Origin of the sequence: Methanobrevibacter sp. (assembly GCF_045577275.1) — an archaeon.
Classification (GTDB): Archaea; Methanobacteriota; Methanobacteria; order Methanobacteriales; family Methanobacteriaceae; genus Methanobrevibacter.
On record NZ_JAZNIB010000112.1, the window covers coordinates 1 to 5,544 of the forward strand.

A 5,544-nucleotide genomic window follows, 5' to 3' on the forward strand; every position below is an offset into this window, starting at 1 on the left:
TAATTACAGATACATTCATATTAAAACCTTCTTATTCAGGAAATTTATCTTTATCAAGTGTTTTAACAACTTTTGCAGGCACACCTACAGCCACAGAATAATCCGGAACATCTTTTGTAACAATGGCTCCCGCTCCAACAATTGCATATTTTCCAACTGTGACGCCAGGCAAAATACTCACACCTGCTCCAATCCATGCCCCTTTTTTAATAACGATTTTCTCGCATAAAAGTACCTGTCTTTCATATTCATCATGATTATTGGACAATAATTGAACGTTTCCTGCAAGCATTACATCATCTTCTATTGTGATTCCGCCTCTGGCCATTGCAAGGCAGTTGCTGTTGATAAACACATTATTTCCAATTTTCATTTTGTGAAATGCTGCACCGGCAAATGGTGCAGTGATAGTGCTGTTTTCTCCGATGTTGCCATCGAGCAATTCATTAAGCAATGCTGCATACTCTTCAGTCATAGGCTCTGTGTGGTTGAATTTAAACAGGACTTTTGATTGCTTGATTGACTGTTCCAATTCTTCCTGTGAAATTTTATCCAAATCTACTCTCTCCATTCTATCATCTCCTTAATTTATTTACTTTGTTGTGGCAATGGAATTCCCTCTTTTAGACTTAATTCTTTTATTTTTAAAAACCACGCCATATTTCTTGCAAGAGTTGTCATTGTCCTTAATCCTTCCAGATCCTCCAGTGCCTCTTCCGCTTTGGTACCATAGATTACATTCCAGTATGTTGAGCTGATTATTGGCATTTCAGCCCATGTGAAAAATCTGTTGATTGTATCGATTGCGGTCATAGTTCCCGCTCTCCTGGCACTTGCAACTGCAGCTGCAGGTTTTAGGCGAAATATCCGTTTTCCGCCAAAAAATGAAGAGAAAAACACTCTTGTCATGAAGTTTGTCAATGTCGGATTGACTGTACCGTAATAGACCGGTCCACCAAAGATGAATCCGTCAAATTCCTCTGCTTTTTCAACAAAAGCATTGACTTCATCATTAAAAACGCATTTTCCAAGTTCGCTGCATTTTCTACAGTCAATGCATCCCCTAATATCTTTATGTCCCATACGATAGATTTCAGAATTTATGTTTTCTTCATTGAGGGTTTTTTGTATTTGCTTTAATGCTACATAGGTGCATCCTTCTTTATTTGGACTTCCATTTACTAATAATACTTTCATGATTTCAACTCTTTTTGTTGAATTTAATAGTTAATTTATATTGATTGTTATATAAAGTTAACTATTAACTATGATTAACTATTTATACTAGCATACATAAAATTATGTTTAGATATTATGACATTCGATGAAAATCCAGAAAACATATTCATTTACCATTATGTTGAGGAATTAATCTCAAGTTATGGATCATATTATGAATCCAACCTTAATTACAATGATTTGACACTAAAGGAATTTTCTGTTCTTTTAAGAATAAGATTCCAGGGTGTTGCAACCCAACATGATTTGGTGGAATTGTTTAAAGTGAGCGGAGCATACATTGCAAAGCTTTTAAGAAAATTTGAGGACAATGGATATATTGCACGAAAGGAGGATCCGGAAAACAGGAGAAAAAAACTAGTCAAATTGACAGATGACGGAATCAAAAAGACAGATGAACTAATAGAAGTCATACAAAACTGGGAAGATAAAGTTACAGCCGGCATTAGTGAAGATGAAATCAAAACTTTAAAAGAGATATTATTTAAAATAACAATGATTTAAAATATGGTGACAACATGGAATATATGAAATTAAACGATGGATTGGAAATTCCAGCAATAGGATTTGGAACATTCATGATTCCTGCAGACGGAACAACATATGAAACCGTGAAAACTGCAATCGATTTGGGAATAAGACACATCGACACAGCAACAGCATACTTCAACGAACAGGAAGTGGGTCAAGCCGTAAAAGACAGTGAAGTAGAAAGAGAAGACATTTGGATTACCTCCAAATTATGGCTACAGGATTATGAATATGAGGACGCCAAAAAAGCCATTGACCTGTCACTGGAAAAATTAGGCACAGATTATATGGACTTATATCTACTTCATCAGCCATACGGCAAAGTTGATGAAGCATGGAGGGCATTGGAAGAGGCCAAGGAAGAAGGAAAAGTTCTCTCAGTCGGCGTGAGCAACATGACACCGAAATTATGGAACAAATGGGTTCCTGATTTTGATTCAATACCTTCAGTCAACCAGGTTGAATTCAATCCATATATCCAGCAAAAGGAATTAAAAGAAATTTTAAATCCATTGGATGTTAAAATCCAAGCTTGGGGACCATTAGGCAGAGGAAATGCAGATTTATTAAATAATCCCATAATCTTGGAACTTGCCGAAAAATACGGCAAGAATGCAGGCCAGATAATCTTAAGATTTGAAAATCAGGAAGGAATAATCGTGTTTCCAAAATCATTGACCCCCGAAAGAATCAAATCAAACATGGAAATATTTGATTTCAAGCTAACTGACATCGAAATGGATAAGCTACGTGCATTGGACACTGGAAAAGGTTCACATGACCCTGATGCTCCAGGCGTAGGTGAAATGTTAATGAATGCATTTGATGTGCATGCAAATGAATAGAAGGGAGGCAAAAACATGGAATTTAACTTAAACGAAAATAGGGAAGTAGTCGCATTGCTTGGTGCAGGAAGCATGGGAACCGCAATAATAAAAAGAATAAGTACAAATAGGATAATACTTTTAGGAGATATCAATGAAGATAACCTTAAAGCAAGAGAAGAAGAGCTTAAATATAATGGATATGCCGTGGAAACACAGGTTGTCGATGCAATGGATGCAGAATCCGTTGAGGCGTTTGCCAAAAGGGCCAACGAACTTGGAGATGTTAAATATTACATACACACTGCAGGCGCATCACCGAACCAGGCAAGCCCGGAGCATATCATTAACCTGGATCTTGTTGCAACATCCCTTGCAATTGACATATTCGGAAAATATATGGCCAAAGGAGGTGCAGGACTCATCATCTCAAGCCAAACTGGATACATGATGAATTTGCCTCCTGAAGTCGAACAGCAAATTGCATTGGCATCAACTGATGAGTTAAAGGATTTGGATTTCATTAAAAATGATGCAATGGTCAATTCAGGTGTGGCATATGTAGTTGCAAAAAGGGCAAACCATCTAAAGGTCAGAACCGCCGCAGCAACATCCTGGGCAGACAGGGGTGCGAGAATAAACTCAATTTCACCGGGAATCATAGTAACTCCACTAGCCTATGACGAATTTGAATCAGCAGGTGATGCCTATCAGGAAATGATTAATTCATCCCCAGCAAAAAGAGTAGGAACATCAGAAGAGATTGCAAGAGCTGCAGAATTCCTATTGAGCGATGACTCATCATTCATCACAGGAATTGATCTCCTGGTTGACGGTGGAGTAATAGCATCAATAGCCAGTGGAAGATACTCCCTGGAATTACAATAAAAAAACAGGAGGCATAGATTATGAAATATTTAAACAAAGAAGATTTTGAAAAGGCAAATATTTTTGGCATGGGCAGTCCAAACGATGCCTTTGCACAATATTTTATCGGAAACTCATACCTAAATCCCTTAAATGAATTTGGAGAATCTCCAGTATTTGTTGCCAATGTCACTTTCGAACCAGGATGCAGAAATAATTGGCACATTCACAAGGCAAGCAATGGAGGCGGACAAATTTTGATTTGTATAGCAGGTGAAGGATGGTATCAAGAAGAAGGCAAAGAAGCTAAAAGTCTTGTTCCTGGCACTGTAATTACCATTCCTGCAAATGTAAAGCATTGGCATGGTGCAAAAGCAGATTCATGGTTTTCACACATTGCTGTTGAAGTTCCCGGTGAAGATACAAGCAATGAATGGTTAGAAGAAGTAGATGAGGAACACTATAAGAATTTAATCGATTAAGATTAGACATAACTATTGAACCATCACCAACAACAAATCTCAAATATGCGAACAATTCGTATAAAACGTATGATATAGTTCGCATGATTATCAAATTCCAGAACTAAAACTAGGATAGGGAATTTATTTTTCTGTAATTATTAAATTTTTGAAAGTTAACCTACACCATAAATCTATAGGTAATTTTCAGTTATTTTAGTTGCAGATTCAATCATTTTTGGACAAAACTCCTTGAATATATTATTATCCAATGCGTATTTAACACCTTCTTCGGTTCTAATGTCACAATTAAGTAACTCTCTACAGATATATGATCTGTTTTCCTTTTCAAATTCATCTAAAAATTTTTCACACACTTCATTGCTTTTGGTTTTACTATCACCATATTTAAGGCCTAATGCCATTAGTGCACCTGTGCAAGCACCGCAAACTTCACCTTTACGCATACCTCTGCCAAAGCATGCGCCGATTTTCAAGGCTTGTTCTTCTGAAAGACCTAAATTCTGTGAAAATGTTGCAAATACCGCTTGTGAACACACATATCCGTTTTCAAATAATTGAATAGCATTTTCTATATTTTTCATATATTATAATTTAATTATTTTGACTTATCAATGTATAGCATTAACTGGATGGCACTACGGGCATTACCTACTAGGCATGTTTCATATGTTTCAAGGATTTAGAAATTTTCAGACAGAACATATAAAATAATTCCGATACTTATCGATTTTGCCTCTTAAAACTCTTTAATTTATATGAAGAACCCCTATAAAAATACGAACATTTCGTTTAAACAAAGTTAATTCTCAAAACTTTCATTTGGTGAGCTGCTGACATTAACGCCAGAGATATTGAAAATCAAACTTGATTCAACTCATATAGCAGGGTTTTTCAAAGCAATTTTCAAATCTCAAATGGCTGATGTTAATGTCAAAATCAACTGTTAAATGAAAAGAAAAAATAGCTATTAATTATATATAACTTGAAACTTAAAATATTAATTAAGTATTATTTGGAGAGGTTAAAATATGAAAGGCGATGTATATTACGGTAAAGGTATAAGAGAGTTAAAAGACAGTCATCCTGACTTATTTGAATTGGTATCTAGCATTAACGATACAGTATGGGACGGCAAGGTTTTAGATTATAAAACTCAAAAATTAATAGCTATCGGCATTACCGCTTCCCGTGCAGATCCGAGAGCTACCAAAAAACAGATGAGAAGTGCAATTGAAGTATTGGGCATTACCAAAGAGGAAATCGTTGATGTTTTAAGAGTAGTATTGTTAACCTCAGGCATGCCTGCATTTTCCAAATCACTTCAGATTTTAAACAGCGTTACTGAAGCTATTGAAGAGGAAAGAGAAGATAAAGCCTAAATTTTCTCTTACTATTTTTTTTTAAATTAAGCTAGTATTTGCCTTATCATGAGTGCAATACAAAATGCGATAAAAAGAATCATTCCAGGATTTGCAATGACTGTCTTAACAGGTTCTGTCAGTGTAATTTTTCCTGGTATTTCCTTTAATTCAATATTTTTATATAGGGTGCTAGACAGAGCAAAATTTTAAGAGTGATATTTGCTCTTCTTTTTTGTT

9 protein-coding genes are annotated in these 5,544 nt (G+C 35.7%); 6 read left to right on the forward strand and 3 right to left on the reverse strand.

What is annotated here, in order from left to right; genetic code table 11:
* Nucleotides 1–31 precede the first annotated feature (31 nt).
* Complete coding sequence (locus ACKI67_RS03680) at nucleotides 32–571, reverse strand: acyltransferase (RefSeq protein ID WP_407378435.1); 540 nt, start codon at nucleotides 569–571, stop codon at nucleotides 32–34.
* A gap of 17 nt (nucleotides 572–588) precedes the next feature.
* The gene (locus tag ACKI67_RS03685; RefSeq protein ID WP_407462040.1) at nucleotides 589–1,197 is read right to left on the reverse strand and encodes a flavodoxin family protein; all 609 of its coding nucleotides are present in this window, start codon (nucleotides 1,195–1,197) and stop codon (nucleotides 589–591) included.
* Nucleotides 1,198–1,314: 117 nt separating this feature from the next.
* Here ACKI67_RS03685 and ACKI67_RS03690 point away from each other — a divergent pair, with 117 nt between their 5' ends.
* From ACKI67_RS03690 to ACKI67_RS03705, 4 genes are read left to right on the forward strand one after another with little or no spacing between them, the layout of a single operon-like run.
* A complete protein-coding gene (locus tag ACKI67_RS03690; protein ID WP_292819526.1) occupies nucleotides 1,315–1,743 on the forward strand; it encodes a MarR family winged helix-turn-helix transcriptional regulator in 429 nt (142 codons plus the stop codon).
* A gap of 14 nt (nucleotides 1,744–1,757) precedes the next feature.
* Entirely contained in the window at nucleotides 1,758–2,615 is an 858-nt protein-coding gene (locus ACKI67_RS03695; RefSeq protein ID WP_407378432.1) for an aldo/keto reductase, read from the forward strand.
* Nucleotides 2,616–2,630: 15 nt separating this feature from the next.
* A complete protein-coding gene (locus tag ACKI67_RS03700; RefSeq protein ID WP_407462041.1) occupies nucleotides 2,631–3,482 on the forward strand; it encodes an SDR family oxidoreductase in 852 nt (283 codons plus the stop codon).
* A gap of 20 nt (nucleotides 3,483–3,502) precedes the next feature.
* Nucleotides 3,503–3,943 carry a cupin domain-containing protein gene (locus tag ACKI67_RS03705; RefSeq protein WP_407378429.1) on the forward strand — a complete coding sequence of 147 codons (441 nt, stop codon included), beginning with the start codon at nucleotides 3,503–3,505 and terminating at the stop codon, nucleotides 3,941–3,943.
* Between the two features lie 173 nt (nucleotides 3,944–4,116).
* Here ACKI67_RS03705 and ACKI67_RS03710 read toward each other — a convergent pair whose 3' ends face one another.
* Nucleotides 4,117–4,527: a C-GCAxxG-C-C family protein gene (locus ACKI67_RS03710; RefSeq protein WP_292819514.1), complete on the reverse strand. Its 411-nt coding sequence runs from the start codon at nucleotides 4,525–4,527 to the stop codon at nucleotides 4,117–4,119.
* 447 nt (nucleotides 4,528–4,974) lie between these two features.
* On the opposite strand from ACKI67_RS03710, the gene ACKI67_RS03715 reads away from it, so the two are divergent.
* The gene (locus ACKI67_RS03715) at nucleotides 4,975–5,325 is read left to right on the forward strand and encodes a carboxymuconolactone decarboxylase family protein (RefSeq protein ID WP_292740615.1); all 351 of its coding nucleotides are present in this window, start codon (nucleotides 4,975–4,977) and stop codon (nucleotides 5,323–5,325) included.
* 48 nt (nucleotides 5,326–5,373) lie between these two features.
* Nucleotides 5,374–5,517: a hypothetical protein gene (locus ACKI67_RS03720; RefSeq protein WP_407462042.1), complete on the forward strand. Its 144-nt coding sequence runs from the start codon at nucleotides 5,374–5,376 to the stop codon at nucleotides 5,515–5,517.
* Nucleotides 5,518–5,544: the final 27 nt, after the last annotated feature.

What these genes read in the sequence shown, in the direction of transcription:
- ACKI67_RS03680 (WP_407378435.1), bottom strand. Translation starts at nt 571, where the DNA reads ATGGAGAGAGTAGATTTGGATAAAATTTCACAGGAAGAATTGGAACAG.
- ACKI67_RS03685 (WP_407462040.1), bottom strand. Translation starts at nt 1,197, where the DNA reads ATGAAAGTATTATTAGTAAATGGAAGTCCAAATAAAGAAGGATGCACC.
- ACKI67_RS03690 (WP_292819526.1), top strand. Translation starts at nt 1,315, where the DNA reads ATGACATTCGATGAAAATCCAGAAAACATATTCATTTACCATTATGTT.
- ACKI67_RS03695 (WP_407378432.1), top strand. Translation starts at nt 1,758, where the DNA reads ATGGAATATATGAAATTAAACGATGGATTGGAAATTCCAGCAATAGGA.
- ACKI67_RS03700 (WP_407462041.1), top strand. Translation starts at nt 2,631, where the DNA reads ATGGAATTTAACTTAAACGAAAATAGGGAAGTAGTCGCATTGCTTGGT.
- ACKI67_RS03705 (WP_407378429.1), top strand. Translation starts at nt 3,503, where the DNA reads ATGAAATATTTAAACAAAGAAGATTTTGAAAAGGCAAATATTTTTGGC.
- ACKI67_RS03710 (WP_292819514.1), bottom strand. Translation starts at nt 4,527, where the DNA reads ATGAAAAATATAGAAAATGCTATTCAATTATTTGAAAACGGATATGTG.
- ACKI67_RS03715 (WP_292740615.1), top strand. Translation starts at nt 4,975, where the DNA reads ATGAAAGGCGATGTATATTACGGTAAAGGTATAAGAGAGTTAAAAGAC.
- ACKI67_RS03720 (WP_407462042.1), top strand. Translation starts at nt 5,374, where the DNA reads ATGAGTGCAATACAAAATGCGATAAAAAGAATCATTCCAGGATTTGCA.